This window comes from uncultured Dysgonomonas sp. (genome assembly GCF_900079725.1).
GTDB lineage: Bacteria > Bacteroidota > Bacteroidia > Bacteroidales > Dysgonomonadaceae > Dysgonomonas.
On the sequence record NZ_LT599032.1, the window covers coordinates 4434830 to 4452422 of the forward strand.

14 protein-coding genes are annotated in these 17593 nt (G+C 39.8%); 12 read left to right on the forward strand and 2 right to left on the reverse strand.

The annotated features are described in order from the left end of the window. Positions 1-87: 87 nt before the first annotated feature. The 3 genes from rsmI (at position 88) to QZL88_RS18265 (ending at position 3894) form a co-directional block, all read left to right on the forward strand. Entirely contained in the window at positions 88-762 is a 675-nt protein-coding gene (gene rsmI, locus QZL88_RS18255) for a 16S rRNA (cytidine(1402)-2'-O)-methyltransferase (RefSeq protein ID WP_296943652.1), read from the forward strand. Positions 763-802: 40 nt separating this feature from the next. Beyond that, the gene (locus tag QZL88_RS18260) at positions 803-1675 is read left to right on the forward strand and encodes a hypothetical protein (protein WP_296943655.1); all 873 of its coding nucleotides are present in this window, start codon (positions 803-805) and stop codon (positions 1673-1675) included. Positions 1676-2232: 557 nt separating this feature from the next. Next, complete coding sequence (locus QZL88_RS18265; protein ID WP_296943657.1) at positions 2233-3894, forward strand: radical SAM protein; 1662 nt, start codon at positions 2233-2235, stop codon at positions 3892-3894. Between the two features lie 62 nt (positions 3895-3956). Here the strand turns inward: QZL88_RS18265 and QZL88_RS18270 are convergent, their stop codons facing one another. Next, the gene (locus tag QZL88_RS18270) at positions 3957-4394 is read right to left on the reverse strand and encodes a DUF937 domain-containing protein (RefSeq protein ID WP_296943659.1); all 438 of its coding nucleotides are present in this window, start codon (positions 4392-4394) and stop codon (positions 3957-3959) included. Positions 4395-4477: 83 nt separating this feature from the next. After that, the gene (locus tag QZL88_RS18275) at positions 4478-5212 is read right to left on the reverse strand and encodes an HAD-IA family hydrolase (protein ID WP_296943662.1); all 735 of its coding nucleotides are present in this window, start codon (positions 5210-5212) and stop codon (positions 4478-4480) included. Positions 5213-5543: 331 nt separating this feature from the next. On the opposite strand from QZL88_RS18275, the gene QZL88_RS18280 reads away from it, so the two are divergent. From QZL88_RS18280 to QZL88_RS18320, 9 genes are all read left to right on the forward strand, one after another. Then, positions 5544-7034: a 2-isopropylmalate synthase gene (locus QZL88_RS18280; protein ID WP_296943666.1), complete on the forward strand. Its 1491-nt coding sequence runs from the start codon at positions 5544-5546 to the stop codon at positions 7032-7034. A 3-nt stretch (positions 7035-7037) separates the two neighbouring features. Further along, positions 7038-8141 carry an acyltransferase gene (locus QZL88_RS18285; RefSeq protein WP_296943668.1) on the forward strand — a complete coding sequence of 368 codons (1104 nt, stop codon included), beginning with the start codon at positions 7038-7040 and terminating at the stop codon, positions 8139-8141. 10 nt (positions 8142-8151) lie between these two features. Further along, positions 8152-9549, forward strand: coding sequence for a 3-isopropylmalate dehydratase large subunit (gene leuC / locus QZL88_RS18290; RefSeq protein WP_296943670.1), 1398 nt, complete (start codon positions 8152-8154; stop codon positions 9547-9549). Between the two features lie 35 nt (positions 9550-9584). Then, positions 9585-9932, forward strand: a complete 348-nt coding sequence (locus QZL88_RS18295) for a four helix bundle protein (RefSeq protein WP_296943672.1) — start codon at positions 9585-9587, stop codon at positions 9930-9932. 133 nt (positions 9933-10065) lie between these two features. Then, positions 10066-10656 carry a 3-isopropylmalate dehydratase small subunit gene (leuD, locus tag QZL88_RS18300; RefSeq protein ID WP_296943674.1) on the forward strand — a complete coding sequence of 197 codons (591 nt, stop codon included), beginning with the start codon at positions 10066-10068 and terminating at the stop codon, positions 10654-10656. A 65-nt stretch (positions 10657-10721) separates the two neighbouring features. After that, positions 10722-12233 (forward strand): alpha-isopropylmalate synthase regulatory domain-containing protein, encoded by a 1512-nt coding sequence (locus QZL88_RS18305; RefSeq protein WP_296943678.1) that lies wholly within the window; start codon positions 10722-10724, stop codon positions 12231-12233. Positions 12234-12519: 286 nt separating this feature from the next. Beyond that, positions 12520-14298 (forward strand): LTA synthase family protein, encoded by a 1779-nt coding sequence (locus QZL88_RS18310; protein ID WP_296943680.1) that lies wholly within the window; start codon positions 12520-12522, stop codon positions 14296-14298. A 116-nt stretch (positions 14299-14414) separates the two neighbouring features. Further along, the gene (gene leuB, locus QZL88_RS18315; protein WP_296943683.1) at positions 14415-15485 is read left to right on the forward strand and encodes a 3-isopropylmalate dehydrogenase; all 1071 of its coding nucleotides are present in this window, start codon (positions 14415-14417) and stop codon (positions 15483-15485) included. 284 nt (positions 15486-15769) lie between these two features. After that, the gene (locus QZL88_RS18320; protein WP_296943685.1) at positions 15770-17566 is read left to right on the forward strand and encodes a chloride channel protein; all 1797 of its coding nucleotides are present in this window, start codon (positions 15770-15772) and stop codon (positions 17564-17566) included. The last annotated feature ends 27 nt before the right edge of the window (positions 17567-17593 follow it).

The window sequence follows — 17593 nt, forward strand, 5'->3', positions numbered from 1 at the left end:
ACAAATACACATAATTTACGTTTTGTATATGGTGGGTTATTTTTTTCGTATATTTGCAACGTGTAAGTTTGCATAGAAAGAAAGGAAATGGGAAAGTTATACATCATACCTACACCGGTAGGTAACCTGGAGGATATGACGTTCAGAGCCGTGCGACTACTGAAGGGCGCTGCGCTTATACTGGCAGAAGATACACGTACTACAGGTATCCTCTTAAAGCATTTCGACATACAGAACAAAATGCAATCTTATCATAAATTCAACGAACATAAAGCAGTATCGCATATCGTGGATAGACTCAATGCAGGAGAAGACATTGCATTGGTGTCCGACGCAGGTACACCCGGTATATCCGATCCGGGTTTTCTGGTTGTGAGGGAGTGTGTGAAAGCCGGCATTGATGTGGAGTGTTTGCCGGGCGCTACAGCTTTTGTTCCGGCACTGGTATCGTCGGGCATCCCGTGCGACAGATTCTGTTTCGAAGGATTTCTGCCACAAAAGAAAGGACGTATGACCCGTCTGAAAATTCTGGCAGAAGAAACCCGCACTATTGTGTTTTACGAATCTCCCCACAGGGTATTAAAAACGCTGACCCAATTGGCGGAATATATGGGGGAGGACAGGTATGCCGCTACTTGCCGCGAGATATCGAAGGTATATGAACAGACGTGCCGTGGAACATTGGCGGAACTAATATCTCACTTTTCGGTGAACGAACCACGTGGTGAGTTTGTTATAGTCCTGTCCGGTAAAAATGGATGAATAAATTAGATAATAAAACTAACAAGTTAAATATTTGTATATGAAAAAATTATTAATGGGATGCTTCTGCTTATTAGCTTTAGCTTCATGTAACGTAAAAAATTCGGATGAATATAAGGCTTTACAAGCCCAACGGGACTCCTTGTTGCAGGTTAGTGCTCAGGGGAACACTGAATTGGCTGAAATGAACAGCCTGATAAACGATGTGGAGGAAAATTTCAGACAGATAAGGGAAGCCGAGAAATATCTGACTATAGAATCCAAATCGAAAGGTGAAATGTCGAATGACACAAAAACCCGTGTCAGAGACAATTTTGAAATGATAAATGAAATTCTGAAAAAGAATAAAGCGGATATAGATAAGTTGAATCAACGTCTGAAAGGTAATTCTGGACAGATGTCTGGTCTGAAATCTACTATCGAGCGTCTGAATGCAGAATTGACAGAAAGAGCAAACACAATATCTGAGTTGCAGTCGTCTCTTGCTACACGCGATGCTCAGATTGCGTCATTGCAGACTGATGTGAAGTCGTTGACTGAAAATGTGGATAACTTATCTACCCAGACAGCTGAACAGGCATCTAAAATCAAGGAACAAGATAAGGAGCTGAATACTGCTTATTATATGTTCGGTACTTCAAAAGAACTGAAAGAAGCTAAAGTTGTAACAGGAGGCTTCCTTGCATCAAACAAAATACTGAACGAAGGTATTGAAAAAAGTAAGTTTATAAAGGTTGATATACGTGATACAAAAAGTATTCCTGTATATGACAAGAAAGCTAAACTTTTGTCAGACCATCCGAAAGATAGCTATACACTGGATAAAGATGCAAGCGGTAAAGTGGTTATAAAAGTAACTGACTATAAGAGATTCTGGAGCCTGACTAAATTCTTGGTTGTTGAGGTAGGTTAATATCAGAATTCAATAAATATAGCATTGAGCCGGTACTTTAGTTAGTATCGGCTTTTTGTTTTTTCGGGGGATATATTTATCTATATATTTAGCGGATAGCCTTTAGCTGTCAACTGATAGTTCTTTGAAAAGTTTTAAGTAATAAGTAAAAAGTCGATAGGAGAAAAACAAGAAAAGTGTCAGGTTTGTCAAGTTTTGTACATAAGCTATTGGCTAACAGCTATCAGATAATAGCTAAAAGGGTGTTACTTTTGTTACTTTTTTGAAATAGTTACAGGTTACTTCGCCCTTCGGACAGTTACAGTTACGGGTTGACTACGCCCTGTTTTGTTTCACACAAAGACGCGAAGGCGCAAAGGTTTTACATTTTACGAGTTGTTGACTGATGACTGTTGACCGTTCATTGTAAAAGTTGTTACATTTGTTACTTTTTAACTATATATGGTTAATAGAAGTGAAAAAAGAAAAGTAAAGACTTGAAAAACGAAAAGTATTTTTTGCGCCTTTGCGAGAGTATAATACTAACTGATAACTGAAAAAACTCTTACCTTTGTCGCATGAAAACAATTCTCACAACTCTTAACGCTAAGTATATCCATACTTCATTGGCTCTTCGTTGGCTTTATGTGGCTAACAAAGACCGCTTTGATATTTCATTCAAAGAATATACGATTAAAGAGCCGATAGGAAAGGTTGCGGAAGAATTGCTGGATAGTGGCTGCGATGTGATAGGTATAAGTGTATATATCTGGAATGTGGAGCAGACGAGAGAACTGATTTCGTTACTGAAAGAAGAAAAGCCGGAACTAACTATTATTCTGGGAGGGCCGGAAGTAATGTATGAACCGGACTTTTTCCTTCATCACTGGAATATCGACTATGTGATAGGAGGTGAGGGAGAGTTTGTGCTGGGTGAATTATTAACTGCTATCGAGGCGGGATATGCAGCTGAAATAAGGGGGGTATCATCCCCCGAACATATCAGTAACGTAATTGTACAGGCTGATCTGGAAAAACTTGCAACGTTGTCTTCACCATACATGCTGGAAGAGGACAGGGGAGATATGAAAAACAGGATGGTGTATTTCGAAACATCGCGCGGGTGCCCTTACCAGTGCCAGTATTGCCTGTCGTCGCTTGAGAAAGGGGTACGTTATTATCCCCAAAAATATATCTTGGAGAATCTGGGGTATATGATAGATAACGGTGCTAAGCAAATCAAGTTTCTCGACCGTACTTTCAATCTGAATAAGGAACATACACATACTGTATTTGATTTTCTGATCAAGAATTACCGCCCGAATCTTAGTTGTCAGTTTGAGGTATATGCCGATTTGCTCAGGGACGAAACGATTGACTATCTGAATACAACTTTATCTAAGGATTTTTTCCGTTTCGAAATAGGTATTCAGTCCACATATGAGCCTACGAATATTGCTGTAAGGCGCAGGCAAGACTTTCGGCTATTGGCAGGTAATGTAAAGAAAATAATGGATGGAGGTAAAATAGACCTGCATCTCGACCTGATAGCCGGACTACCCTATGAAACTTTGGAGCGTTTTACAAAATCGTTCAATGATGTATTTTCATTGGGGGCAAAGGAGGTACAACTCGGCTTTCTGAAAATGCTGCGGGGTACGAACTTGAGGAAGCAGGCTTCGCAATATGGCTACAAATACGATATGCAGGCACCTTACGAAATAGAGTATAATGCGGATATCTCAAGGCTGGAACTGGACCGTATACATGACGCGGAGCACGCCTTGGAGAAATTCTGGAACAGCGGAAGGTTTCCCCTTACGATGAACGAGGTGTTCGGGACTTATTATCAGGGGCGTTATTTTGAATTATTCGACGAAATAGGGCAATACTATAAGTTGTATAATCTACCTCACCGTGGCTATCAGTTGGAGGACTTGTTCCGTTATCTGCATAATTTCCTGTTATCGAAAGATATTGATTTGTTCGAATGTTTGCGGACAGATTACTATAATAACTTTACTCGCAGGCCTCAGGGCTTTTGGACGGATGTGATGGATAAGAAGCAGCGGAAGCAATTGTTGTATCAGATAGGGCAGGATAGGGGTTTCCTGTCGAAGTACAGACTGAACCGTAAGATTATAGAAAAGCAGACGGCGATTGATTATATATCGGACAATGAATACAGGCTTACTGTATTTATTGATAATAAGCGTTTGTCGATATCCTATTCTGTGTAAGGCGAGTAATAAAAAAAGCAACTCCTTTGAGGAATTGCTTTATGTGTGAATGAGATACCGGGTTATTTACCGAATAAACCGCCCAATGCTCCAAGTATACCTCCACCTTGCTTGCCGGTAACAGATTCTACCAGGGATTCTAAACTGAACGAGTCATTCGAGTCGTTATGTTTTTTAGAAATCAGTCCCATAATAGCGGGAATAACGGTGGATGCAATACTATTGGCCACAGCCGGACTTAATCCTACTTTATCGCTCAATGCAGATACTACAGACGACTGTAGGCCTGAAGTCAGATTACTGCTGCTAGTTGAGCCTCCGCTAAACATTCCGAGAATGTTAGATAAGTTGTCAGGGGTTAATTGGTCCTTTAATCCGTTTACAACCGCAGAGGTAGTGGTTTCCACGGCAGCTTCTTTTTTGTCGGCAGGCACGCCTGCATTGTTTGTGATGGCTCCCAGAGCCTGATCTTTTACAAGATCTATAATTCCATCCAGCATGATTGTGAATATTATATTTGTTATATCAATCTAACGTTCTGGTGGACAAATTGTTTTAGGTTTAATAGTTGTTTAAGTTAAAATCAATCCTCCTTCAATATTTTGTAATATTCAGGCCAATTATTGTATAATACTTTCATCGAAGGCAATACGATATCCGCTCCGGCATCAATCAATATTTTGTCAGGCATCGGGCCTGTATTGACGGCAATCGTGAAAATTCCGGCAGCTACAGCCGCTTCCACGCCGCGGGGTGCATTTTCAATGACTATGGCTTGGTTTGGATTTAGTACGCCGCCTTTTTTCAACCCCATCAGGTAAGGTTCGGGATGTGGCTTGCCGTGCTTAACATCGAAGGCTGTAACCATCTTGTCCCTGGCAAATAATCCGGGGAAGTTGTGTTCCAGCTTGTTGATAAGTGTAGGTTGCCCCGATCCGGTGACAAGTACAGGCATAAGACCGTCTTCGTTCACTGCCTTAACAAAGTCATAGGCAAAAGGAATTAGCGCCCCGTCATTGTATTTGGTAAAGAGTTCCGTTTTACGTTTATATATGGTCTCCGTTTCTTGCTTAGTGGCGTCTCTTCCTTTTTCCCTGTTCATCAGGTGATTGATGGTTTTGCTGCCGACCATGCCTTCATACAGGTAAAACTCTTCGGGAGTACTGGGAATATCGAATTCGTCCATTGTCTCCTTCCACGATTTGGCATGCCATTTCATGGAGTCGTAAAGAACGCCATCCATATCGAATAGTACGGCTTTGAGATCGAAACGGGTATAATTATGTTTGTTGAGATAGTCTTTAAATGGAGTAGTCATTATGAAAAATAGAATTAATTATCTATACAAAGATAAGACAATATTTTTGATAGTACGGCAATGTATAAATGTCACAAAATATCAAAAAAGGAATCTTTTTATTTGTATTTCCGAAAAAATGGAATAACTTTGTCAATCGAAAAATGAAACTTATGTCGATGCATAGTAATATTATTATTAGTTCACTCATTATCCTCTGGAGAAATTTAGGGTGAGCATTGCTATGTAAGAAATAATATAAAGAAAAAACAGGGCCTTTCTCACTCTTCAGTAGATGAGAAAGGCTTTTTTTATGTAAAACAAACAGTATACTAAATCAATTAGAAAAGTTATGGACAAGTTATTTATTTTTGACACCACATTGAGAGATGGAGAGCAAGTACCGGGTTGCCAGTTGAATACTATCGAGAAAATCGAAGTAGCCAGAGCCCTCGAATCGCTCGGTGTTGATGTTATCGAAGCCGGATTTCCCGTATCCAGCCCCGGTGATTTCAATTCGGTAGTGGAAATATCTAAAGCCGTAACCTGGCCTACTATATGTGCTCTTACACGTGCCGTGGAAAAGGATATTGAAGTAGCAGCCGAAGCATTGAAGTATGCTAAGAAAAAGCGGATACATACAGGTATCGGTACATCAGAATACCATATTAAATATAAGTTCAACTCTACTCAGGAGGAGATACTTGAACGTGCAGCGGCATGTGTAAAATATGCAAAACGCTTTGTAGAAGATGTCGAGTTTTATGCTGAAGATGCGGGACGTACGGATAATGCTTATCTTGCCCGTGTGGTACAAGCAGTGGTGAATGCAGGTGCTACAGTTGTCAATATACCAGATACAACGGGTTACTGTCTGCCTACTGAATATGGCGCAAAAATCAAATACCTGATAGATCATGTGGATATGAAGAATGCAATCCTGTCTACACATTGTCATCAGGATTTAGGTATGGCTACAGCCAATTCCATAATGGGGGTACTTAACGGAGCGCGCCAGGTAGAGGTGACAATCAATGGTATCGGAGAACGTGCAGGAAATACTTCACTTGAAGAAGTGGTGATGGCTATCAGAAGTCATAAGGAATTGAATATTGAGACGAATATCAATACTCAGAAGATATATCCTATAAGCCGTCTTGTTTCCAATCTGATGAATATGCCGGTACAGCCTAATAAGGCTATCGTGGGCAGAAATGCTTTCGCCCATTCATCGGGTATACATCAGGATGGAGTATTGAAAAATCTCTCTACATATGAAATTATTGATCCTAAAGATGTGGGTATCGATGATAATGCAATCGTATTGACTGCCCGCAGCGGACGTGCAGCATTGAAAAATAGACTAAATTTGCTGGGTATAGAAGTCGATGATGATCAATTGGCCGAAATGTATCAACGCTTTCTGGACTTAGCTGACCGAAAGAAAGATATAACAGATGAAGACGTACTGATTTTGGCAGGGAAAGAAACGGATAAAATGCGACGTATCAAACTGGATTACCTGCAAGTATTATCCGGTCTTGGAGTGCGTAACGTAGCCAATGTAGGTTTGGATATCGCAGGTGAAAAATTTGAAGCCTCTGCTTCAGGTAACGGGCCTGTAGATGCAGCGATCAAGGCTATTAAGCAAATAATCCGCCGCCAGACTGTAATTGAGGAATTCCTTATACAGGCCATAAACCGGGGAAGTGATGATATCGGTAAAGTGCATATGCAGGTAGAACACGAAGGTGTGAACTATTACGGTTTTTCGGCAAATACCGATATTGTGGCAGCTTCGGCAGAAGCCTTTATCAATGCTGTAAATAAATTTGTAAAATAAGCAATGCAGGTAGAGACCAAGAAATATCAATATATAGACAGCCTGAGGGGGATAGCCATATTATTGGTTATACTTGTGCATGTACAGTTTATAGAAGGTATTACTCCGTCTATCTCTTATTTTTCACCAACGGCTTTCCAGTTTATGGCAAACGGACATCTGGGCGTAAATCTGTTTTTTGTCGTAAGCGCATTTACATTGATGATGTCTCATCAGAAACGGCAATATGAAGAACATGCAAACCGGAATTTTTTTATACGCAGGTTCTTTCGTATAGCTCCCATGTATTATTTGGCGATAGTCTATTTTACATTTGCTTATTTTGTAGGTTTTGATTTTGCAAATATAGATTGGGGAGATCTACCCAAAAAAGAATTGATACTAAACCTATTGTTTGTAAATGGCTTTTTTCCGGAGTATATTCATCACTATGTACCGGGAGGATGGTCGATAACTGTGGAATTTACTTTTTATGCAATATTCCCATTTTTGTTTGCCAAACTCAAGAATATTAATCAGTTTGTAATATTCACATTGGTAACTTTGCTGATTTCTACGATTGCAAACTTTTTATTACGAGGTACGAGTGCAGATATAAATAACTTTCTGGGATATTATATTATAACGCAATTACCTGTATTCTCATTAGGAATGCTGGCATACCAGCTGATTGCAGATAAGGAAGCGATAATGAAAATAAAGCTATCGTCTTTATCTGTACTGGCTGCAACAATATTGATATATTGCTATACGTCCATATCTTATGATTTTTTATATAGCATTGTGTTCTTCCTATTGCTTATTATACTATCTCGGAAGGCATATAAATTATTTTCGAATAAGATACTGGCGGCTATAGGGAAAGTGAGCTTTAGTCTCTATTTGGTACATTTTGCTATGATGACGGTATTCAATATGTTTGGTTGTTTCCGTTGGGTAGAAGAGAAAATAACGGATAGTTTGTCCGCTTCTCTTTGTTTTATTTTAGGCTATATCTGCCTGTTCGCAGTGAGTTTTATAATTTCCAATATTACATATAGATTAATAGAAGTTCCGGGGCAAAACCTGGGGCGAAAACTAATTAAAAAATTAGATCAACAAAAATAGAATTTTAAGCATGAAAACTTTATTCGACAAAATCTGGGATGCGCATGTCGTATCTTCTGTAGAGAACGGGCCAACACAGTTGTATATCGATCGACACTTCTGTCATGAGGTTACCAGTCCGCAGGCTTTCAATGGATTGCGTGCAAGAGGATTGTCTGTGTTTCGTCCAGATAAAACAACAATTACAGCCGACCATAATACGCCGACTATTGATCAGGATAAACCCGTAAAAGATCCAATATCGAAGAATCAGCTGGATACACTTTCTAAAAATGCAAAGGAATTCGGTATAGATATGTACTACCCTCTGGGACACCAGAAAAATGGGGTTGTACATATCATCGGTCCTGAGAACGGATTTACTCAACCGGGTATGACTATCGTTTGTGGAGACAGCCACACATCTACTCACGGTGCTTTCGGAGCAATTGCTTTCGGTATCGGAACCAGCGAAGTGGAAATGGTATTAGCATCACAGTGCGTGTTGCAGACCCGCCCTAAAACAATGCGCATAACATTCAACGGTAAACTTGGAGAAGGTGTTACTGCGAAAGACTTGGCTCTTTATATGATTTCGAAACTGACAACCGGCGGTGCTACCGGATATTTTGTAGAATATGCAGGGGAAGCTATCCGCAATATGTCAATGGAGGAACGTATGACCCTTTGCAACCTGAGCATAGAAATGGGTGCGCGTGGCGGACTTGTTGCTCCGGACGAAACAACATTTGCCTATGTGGAAGGCCGTGAATTTGCTCCTAAGGGTGAAGAATGGAACAAGGCACTTGCTTACTGGAAAACATTGAAAACCGATGACGGTGCAAAATTTGATAAAGAACTGACTTACGACGCAGCCGATATAAAACCTATGATCACTTACGGAACTAATCCGGGTATGGGCATGGGTATAAATGAAACAATCCCTACATTGGACGATATCGATGAAGCCGGTCGTATTTCTTTTCAGAAATCAATGGATTATATGGGCTTCAAACCGGGAGAAAAGGTTGAGGGTAAAACTATCGATTATGTATTCCTTGGTAGTTGTACAAATGGACGTATCGAAGACTTCCGTGCATTTGCCAACTTTGTAAAAGGTAAGAAAAAAGCAGATAATGTTATCGCATGGCTTGTTCCTGGCAGTCATAAAGTGGCTGACCAGATAAAAGCTGAAGGACTGGATACGATACTTACAGATGCAGGTTTCCAACTTCGTCAACCGGGTTGCTCTGCATGTCTTGCTATGAATGATGATAAAGTTCCGGCGGGTAAATATGCTGTATCTACATCAAACCGTAACTTCGAAGGCCGTCAGGGTCCGGGCGCGCGTACTATTTTGGCCGGGCCATTGGTTGCGGCAGCAGCGGCGATTACAGGTAAGATCACCGATCCGAGAAAAATTAATTAGCAAATTCGGATATTAGCAAATTTGAAAATTAAACGATGAGGGAAACGGGAAATGTTATAGTGGATTTATCTTTTAAGTTTGCTTTGGATATTATTTCTTTTGTGGAAATTCTGGAGCAGGAAAAGAAATTTGTTGTAGCTAACCAATTATTAAAAAGCGGAACTTCTATCGGAGCCAATGTTAGAGAAGCCCAAAATGGAGAGAGTAAAATAGACTTTATTCATAAGCTGAAGATTGCGGCTAAGGAAGCTGATGAAACAGAGTACAGGTTACTGATATGCGAAAGTTCCGAAAATTATCCCTTTAATTCTCAATTATTAGAAGATATAAAAGTTATACAAAAAATTATGAACAAGATTATCGGAACAGCTAAATCAAAATAATTAGCAAATTTGAATATTAGCAGATTCGAAAATTAAATGATAAACAGTGATATTATTTAGAACATATAATAACAAAATTACCGAAGCAGGCATTTGCTAATATGCTAATTCGCTAATTTACAAATTGATTTTTATGGAAAAATTTCAAACACTTACATCGACATACGTTCCACTACCTATCGAAAATGTGGACACAGACCAGATTATACCTGCACGCTTCCTGAAAGCGACTGATAAAGAAGGATTCGGCAACAACCTGTTTGCAGACTGGCGTTATAATAAAGACGGAAGTCCGAAAGCTGATTTTGTTCTAAATAATCCTACTTATAGCGGACAAATACTTGTTGCCGGAAAGAATTTCGGGAGTGGCTCCAGTCGCGAGCATGCGGCATGGGCAGTCGCCGGATATGGCTTCAGAGCAGTAGTGTCGAGCTTCTTTGCCGATATTTTCAGAAATAATTCACTGAATAATGGTGTACTTCCGGTAGTGGTTACACCTGAGTTTTTGGCGGAAATATTTGCATGTGTAAATGCAGATCCAAAAGCCACTTTGACGATTGATCTGGAAAAGCAAACAATAACAAATAATGCAACCGGAAAATCGGAGAATTTTGAGATCAATCCTTACAAAAAGGAATGTTTGCTGAAAGGACTGGACGATATAGACTATCTGCTCTCTAAAAAAGAGATGACAGAGGAATATGAGGTCAATTCGAAAATTTGAAAATTAGTCAATTAGCATATGCCTTTATTTGCTAATTTGCTAATTTGCTAACTCGCAAATTAATTATGATAGAAATAATGGATACTACCCTGAGAGATGGGGAACAGACATCTACAGTGTCGTTCTCGGCTCAGGAAAAGATGAGTATAGCACATTTGCTCCTTGTCGATCTGGGGGTTAATCGTATTGAAGTAGCCTCAGCACGGGTTTCGAATGGAGAATTTGAAACTGTAAAGAAAATTGCTTCATGGGCAAGAGCAACCGGGCATATAGATAAAATTGAAATATTAGGTTTTATAGATAAGGGTGCATCCCTCAACTGGATAAAAGACACAGGTTGCCGTACTATAAATCTTTTGACAAAGGGTTCGTACAAGCATGTAACTGAACAATTGAGAAAAACTCCGGAACAACATCTGGAGGATATCAGATACGAAGTCGAGCTTGCCGAGAAGATGGGTATAACCGTTAATGTTTATCTGGAAGACTGGTCGAACGGGATAATGAATTCCGAAGATTATGTGTATTTTATGATGGACGGAATGAAAGATTTACCTATCAGGCGGTTTATGCTTCCCGATACGTTAGGTGTTCTTAATCCGCACAGTGTATGGCGTTGTTGCCGTCGGATGATAAACCGTTATCCGAATCTGCATTTCGATTTTCATGCTCATAACGATTACGACCTTGCTGTAGCTAATACAATGGTGGCAGCTGAGGTGGGAGTAAAGGGTGTGCATGTGACGATGAACGGGTTGGGCGAACGTGCAGGAAATGCATCGTTGTCCAGTGTAATCGCCGTATTCCATGACCAGTTGAAACTGGAGACTTCTATAAAAGAGGATAAACTGAACAAGGTAAGCCGTGTAGTGGAAAGTTATTCGGGGATAAATATTGCTGCTAACCAGCCGATTGTGGGAGATAATGTTTTCACACAGTGTGCCGGAATACATGCCGATGGCGACAATAAAAATAACCTTTATTATAATGACCTGTTCCCGGAACGCTTCGGACGTGTACGGGAGTATGCTTTAGGTAAATTGTCAGGAAAATCCAATATTCGTAAAAATATCGAGGCTCTTGGTATAGAACTCGATGAGGAGGATATGATGAAGGTTACCAACCGTGTTATCGAACTTGGAGATAAGAAAGAGATCATTACACAGGACGACCTCCCATATATCATTTCCGATGTATTGAAGAATAATGAGAAGGAAAAGCGTATAAAAATACTTTCATTCGCATTCCTCCTTACCAAAGGTTTGCGTCCGACGGCTACAGTGCGCATCGAAATCGACGGACAGGAGCATGAATGGACAGCGCCCGGAGACGGACAGTATCATGCGTTTTCAAAAGCATTGTGGAAAATATATTCACGCCTGAATAAGCCGACTCCTACATTGACTAACTATGCCGTTTATATCCCGCCGGGCGGGCGTACCGATGCTTTGGTACAGACTGTCATCACATGGGAGTTTAATGGGAAGAGTTTTAAGACCAGGGGGCTTGATGCCGACCAGACAGAGGCAGCTGTAAAAGCTACAGAAAAGATGTTGAACATGATAGAAGATATGTAAAGAGAGAAAATTTGTTATATCGGGTGCTTTTGGATAAAATAAGGATTATATAATTAAGATGTTGGACAGGATAAAAAATAAATTAAATAGTCAATTTATAGGAGTATTGGTTTATCTCTTGTCTATTCATATGTTATTCCTGGCTTTGTTTAGTTTGTTTCGGTTTATCTCTTTTATACAAAATAAGGTATATTTGGAAAGTGTCGACGATTCTTTAAGGACAACATATACTTTGGCTATATTTACTAAAGGGCTGCGTTTCGATAATGTAATAACGTGTTACATAATGGTTCTGCCTTTAGTAATTCTTACCGTACTGGCATTATTCAATAGATTTAATAAAGGTGTACTCAGAATAGTTAATGCATATTTTATTATTGTGGGGATCATTGTTTTTGCCATATCATCAGCGGATATCCCATATCTTCAATATTTTAATAAGCATATCGGATTCTCTGTTTTTAACTGGCTGGGATATTCGGTCGAAACGTATGGGATGATTGTAGATGATAATTCTTTATTTGCTTATTTATTGCTTTACCTTTTTGTCGTTGTATTCTTTATCTTTTTTGTTATTAAGATACGGCAATATGTGCTAAGACGATTTAAAGGAAATGTGGATAAACGAGATTTAAAGTTCTACATACCTATCCTGTTTTGCTTTTTGTGTATTTGTCTTCTTGGCACAAGGGGGTTAATACACAAACGGTTAGTTTTGGCCGATTCATACTTTTGTAATCAGCTTATGCTTTGTCAGATGGTCGTGAATCCTGTTTTTTATTTATTGAACACTCCGGTGTCAGCACAGGCGGTAAGTTTGGAGAATGAATATGATTCTTTGGAGTTGATCAATGAGGAACTTGGTTTTAACATTGTTGACAGAAACTATTACGAGAAGGGTGTTATGACTAGCGATACTCTAAAACAACCTAATATAGTGATGGTTTTAATAGAATCTTTTTCTTCTGATTATCTGAATGATTCTATTGGAGCAAAGCCTTTGATGCCATATGTAAACGAACTTAAAAATAAATCTTACTATTTCGACAATATATATTCTCAGGGGACTCATACCAATCAGGGGATAGTTTCTAGTTTATATGGATTTCCAGCTATATTTGATGTTGTGATGTCGATGAAAGCACCTATCGAACTTAATCATGTAAGTTACGAAGATGAAAAATATAATAATACGAGGAAAGCAGTTCCGCTTTACCATGGTTTGCCAAATGACTTAAAGAGGTATGGGTATCAAAATTTGTTTTTCGTAACAAATAGCCTTGCTTTTGATAACCTGGATTATTTTCTTCCTTTAAATGGATTCGATGAATGCTTTGGCGTGAAAGATTATCCGTCATCAGAACAAGTTGGTATATGGGGAGTTTCTGATAAATATCTGTTTGACTTTTCTTTATCTAAAATGGATTCTGTGTGTCAGGAAGGAATCTCTTTTTATGCGAATATATTGACAATAAGTAATCATCCTCCTTATGCATTACCGGGAGAGTTTCTGAAAAATGGCATACCAGAAGATCAGGCAGCAATGTCTTACTCGGATTATTGTATAATGGAATTTATGGACGAGATCTCAAAAAAAGATTGGTATAATAATACTATCTTTGTCTTTCTGGGAGATCATGGCAAAGTTAAAGAACAGAAATATGATATACCATTATCATTAACTCATATCCCGTTGATTATTTATTCGCCGCTATTTGAGAATGAGGCTAGAACCGTATCGGATCTGGGTGGACAGATAGATGTATATGCCACTTTAATGGGACTAATAGATAAAGCCCCGGCATACAACACCTTCGGGATTGATCTATTGAAGGATAGACGCCCCTATATATACTTTACATCGGATGATAAACTAGGCTGCTTAGGGAACGATTATTACTATATAAGCGATTTATCGTCAGGTAGGGAGTTGTTGTATGAACTATCGGATAATAGTATAAGCAATAAAATAGAACAGAATAGATCTCTTGCCGATAGTATGAGACGATATTCGGGTTCGATGATAGAAGGAGCAAAACATATATTTAAAAATTACCTAAAGTAAAACATATGAAAACGAGCGTGAATTGCAAAATCGGCAGAGCCAATAGCAATGCACAAAAGACAATGATAATTTTGTCATGCGAGTTTCCATACATTCTTTAAAAACAAAATTATCGTATGAAATTGAACATCGCAGTACTTCCCGGCGACGGGATCGGACCCGAAATCATCGGGCAGGCTTTGAGAGTGACAGAAGCCATTTGTGAAAAATTCGGGCATGAACTTAGTTATGAATATGGCGTAGTTGGAGCCACTGCTATCGATCAGGTTGGCAATCCTTATCCGGATGGAACACATGAGTTGTGTATGTCGTCCGATGCTGTACTCTTCGGAGCTATAGGCGACCCTAAATATGACAATAATCCTTCAGCGAAAGTACGTCCCGAACAAGGCTTACTGGCTATGCGCAAGAAACTGGGATTGTATGCAAATATCCGTCCTGTATCTACTTTTCCTTCTTTGATACACAAATCCCCGCTACGTGCCGACCTGGTAGATGGAGCTGACTTTATGTGTATCCGCGAACTTACAGGAGGACTTTATTTCGGACGTCCGCAAGGCCGTAGCGAAGATGGGGATACTGCATACGATACCTGTGTGTATACACGTGAGGAAGTAGAGCGCATACTGCACCTTTCTTATAAATACGCCCGTATGCGCCGCAAGAAGGTTACCGTAGTGGACAAGGCGAATGTACTTTGTACTTCCCGCTTGTGGAGGCAGGTTGCACAGGAAATAGAAAAGCAATATCCGGATGTGGAAACCGAATATATGTTTGTAGACAATGCCGCTATGCAGATTATACAATGGCCAAAACGTTTCGATGTACTTGTAACTGAAAATCTTTTCGGAGATATCCTTACCGATGAGGCATCTGTTATTACGGGCTCACTGGGCATGTTGCCATCGGCATCTATCGGTATCCATACATCTGTATTCGAACCTATACACGGGTCGTATCCGCAGGCAGCAGGCAAGAATATAGCTAATCCGCTGGCAACAATATTATCGGCAGCGCTGATGTTTGAATATGCTTTCGATCTGCATGAAGAAGGCGCGCTTATCCGTCAGGCAGTAGCAGCTTCGATGGATGCAGGCGTTGTTACTGAAGATATAACTTCGAAAGATGGTAAAAAATATTCTACATCGGAAGTCGGTGACTGGATTGTAGATTATGTGAAGAAGTAAATCCTATATCAGTTATATAGAAGAAGGCATCGGTTATCCGATGCCTTCTCTGTTATGTTATATCAGTCGAAACATAAGTACAGGCTTAAATTATAGAAATATATTCTTTGTACATTTTGAGCATAAAGGGTGAAAAATCGGTCAATCTCTTCTTTGAATTTCTCGAAAAGTAAGGATACAGCTACATGTGGATAGGGAAGAGAGGATTCTTAACAATATCCGACTAAATAAATATTTATTAGTCTAACTTATTTTTTATACTTTTGGGATTCAATAATTAAAAAATGAAACTTGATAAAATATACAATAACCTCCTTGTCTGGAAAGCCAAGAATGTCAAGGAAAAACAATTGGTCATATTCGTAAGTTTCCTTATCGGAATATTTACGGCATTGGCTGCCTATATACTCAAAAGCCTTATACACCTAATACAACACGTTCTTACATCTCAATTTGTGACCGAAGGAGCTAATTATATATATCTGATAACTCCTGCTGTAGGTATCCTCATCGCCGGACTATTTGTGAAATACGTTGTACGGGATGATATCAGCCATGGGGTAACAAAAATATTGTATGCTATCTCGCAACGCAAAAGTTTTATCAAACTTCATAATGTTTATACTTCCATTATAGCCAGTTCCATCACCATCGGATTCGGGGGATCGGTAGGAGCGGAGGCGCCTATTGTGCTTACCGGGTCGGCTATCGGGTCCAATCTCGGGCGATTGTTCAAGGTAGAACAAAGATATCTGATGCTGCTTATCGGTTGTGGCGCGGCAGGTGCTATCGCAGGTATTTTCAAAGCTCCTATTGCCGGACTTGTGTTTGTTGTGGAAGTACTATTGCTCGATCTTACGACCTTTACCGTATTACCGCTTCTGGTAACATCTGTGACCGCAGCCACGCTTTCTTACCTAACTATGGGAACTAAGGCTATGTTCAGCTATGCACATACCGATGTGTTTATTCTGGAGCGTATCCCTATGGTTATCCTGCTCGGTATATTTTGTGGCGTGGTGTCGCTCTATTTTACTCGTGCCATGAACTGGATAGAAGATATATTCAGGAAACTTAGCTATTGGCAGAAATACGGACTCGGTGCAACTGTGCTGAGTATACTTATATTCCTTATGCCTCCGCTTTATGGCGAAGGATATGATACGATAAATGCATTGATCAGCGGCAACAGGGAATATGGTGCATTACTCGACAACAGTTTATTCTTTCAGTTTAAAGACTTCCGCTGGACAATAATTCTCTTTCTAGGTGGGGTTTTATTGATGAAAGTATTTGCTTCCAGCTCTACAAACGGAGCCGGAGGTACGGGGGGGATATTCGCTCCGTCGCTGTTTCTTGGCTGTATCGCCGGATTTATATTTGCGTACGCAGCTAACCATTCTGAATTCAGCCAATATTTGCCTCTATTGCCGGAAGAAAATTTTGCTCTGATGGGAATGGCCGGAGTAATGGCCGGAGTGATGCATGCGCCATTGACCGGAACGTTTCTGATTGCAGAGCTGACGGGTGGATATGAGTTGCTTTTGCCACTGATGATAGTCTCCATCTGTTCTTATGCTTTTATCAAGATATTTGAGCCTCACAGTATTTATTCGATGCGTCTGGCCAAAAAGGGAGAATTACTCACCCACCATAAAGATAAAGCCGTATTAACTCTGATGAATATCAATCGGTTGATAGAAACTAATTTTCAAACTGTACACCCTGATATGACATTGGGTGAGATGGTGAAAGTAATATCGAGTTCGTCACGTAATGTATTTCCTGTGGTGGACGACAGAAGCCGTTTCTTAGGTATTGTGCTGATAGATAATATCAGGAATATAATGTTTCGTCCCGAATTATATAACCGCTTCAAGATTTCTCGTGTTATGACTTCTCCTCCTGCTATTATTGTAGTGGGTATGACAATGGAACGTATAATGAAGCTGTTTGATGAAACCAAGGCATGGAATCTGCCAGTGGTAGATGAAAATGATGTATATCTCGGATTTATTTCGAAATCGAATATACTGGATGTTTACAGGGAGGTACTGGTCGATAACTTTGCCGAAGACTAAAATGTCCGGTCTGTGATTTTTGCTTGC

What these genes read in the sequence shown, in the direction of transcription:
- rsmI (WP_296943652.1), top strand. Translation starts at nt 88, where the DNA reads ATGGGAAAGTTATACATCATACCTACACCGGTAGGTAACCTGGAGGAT.
- QZL88_RS18305 (WP_296943678.1), top strand. Translation starts at nt 10,722, where the DNA reads ATGATAGAAATAATGGATACTACCCTGAGAGATGGGGAACAGACATCT.
- QZL88_RS18260 (WP_296943655.1), top strand. Translation starts at nt 803, where the DNA reads ATGAAAAAATTATTAATGGGATGCTTCTGCTTATTAGCTTTAGCTTCA.
- QZL88_RS18275 (WP_296943662.1), bottom strand. Translation starts at nt 5,212, where the DNA reads ATGACTACTCCATTTAAAGACTATCTCAACAAACATAATTATACCCGT.
- leuB (WP_296943683.1), top strand. Translation starts at nt 14,415, where the DNA reads ATGAAATTGAACATCGCAGTACTTCCCGGCGACGGGATCGGACCCGAA.
- QZL88_RS18310 (WP_296943680.1), top strand. Translation starts at nt 12,520, where the DNA reads ATGGTTCTGCCTTTAGTAATTCTTACCGTACTGGCATTATTCAATAGA.
- QZL88_RS18280 (WP_296943666.1), top strand. Translation starts at nt 5,544, where the DNA reads ATGGACAAGTTATTTATTTTTGACACCACATTGAGAGATGGAGAGCAA.
- QZL88_RS18285 (WP_296943668.1), top strand. Translation starts at nt 7,038, where the DNA reads ATGCAGGTAGAGACCAAGAAATATCAATATATAGACAGCCTGAGGGGG.
- QZL88_RS18270 (WP_296943659.1), bottom strand. Translation starts at nt 4,394, where the DNA reads ATGCTGGATGGAATTATAGATCTTGTAAAAGATCAGGCTCTGGGAGCC.
- leuD (WP_296943674.1), top strand. Translation starts at nt 10,066, where the DNA reads ATGGAAAAATTTCAAACACTTACATCGACATACGTTCCACTACCTATC.
- QZL88_RS18265 (WP_296943657.1), top strand. Translation starts at nt 2,233, where the DNA reads ATGAAAACAATTCTCACAACTCTTAACGCTAAGTATATCCATACTTCA.
- QZL88_RS18295 (WP_296943672.1), top strand. Translation starts at nt 9,585, where the DNA reads ATGAGGGAAACGGGAAATGTTATAGTGGATTTATCTTTTAAGTTTGCT.
- QZL88_RS18320 (WP_296943685.1), top strand. Translation starts at nt 15,770, where the DNA reads ATGAAACTTGATAAAATATACAATAACCTCCTTGTCTGGAAAGCCAAG.
- leuC (WP_296943670.1), top strand. Translation starts at nt 8,152, where the DNA reads ATGAAAACTTTATTCGACAAAATCTGGGATGCGCATGTCGTATCTTCT.